General features: G+C 53.6%; 1 rRNA gene. It reads left to right on the top strand.

The features are described from left to right. Positions 1-507: ribosomal RNA gene (locus ABFX35_RS23660) — 23S ribosomal RNA — on the top strand; the annotation flags it as partial.

The following is a 507-nucleotide window of genomic DNA, read 5'->3' as shown; positions in this document are numbered from 1 at the left end:
TGCTGGAGGTATCAGAAGTGCGAATGCTGACATAAGTAACGATAATGCGGGTGAAAAACCCGCACGCCGGAAGACCAAGGGTTCCTGTCCAACGTTAATCGGGGCAGGGTGAGTCGACTCCTAAGGCGAGGCTGAAAAGCGTAGTCGATGGGAAACAGGTTAATATTCCTGTACTTGGTGTTACTGCGAAGGGGGGACGGAGAAGGCTAGGCTGGCCGGGCGACGGTTGTCCCGGTTTAAGCGTGTAGGGGTGTAGTCCTGGTAAATCCGGATTACTGTAACCCTGAGGCGTGATGACGAGTCACTACGGTGGCGAAGCAGTTGATGCCCAGCTTCCAGGAAAAGCCTCTAAGCATCAGGTAACATCAAATCGTACCCCAAACCGACACAGGTGGTCAGGTAGAGAATACTCAGGCGCTTGAGAGAACTCGGGTGAAGGAACTAGGCAAAATGGTGCCGTAACTTCGGGAGAAGGCACGCTGGCATGTAGGTGAAGTCCCTTGCGGA

The sequence above is a fragment of the Gibbsiella dentisursi genome (assembly GCF_039539505.1).
Taxonomy (GTDB): Bacteria; Pseudomonadota; Gammaproteobacteria; order Enterobacterales; family Enterobacteriaceae; genus Gibbsiella; species Gibbsiella quercinecans.
This window is presented reverse-complemented; position numbering and strand designations above follow the sequence as displayed.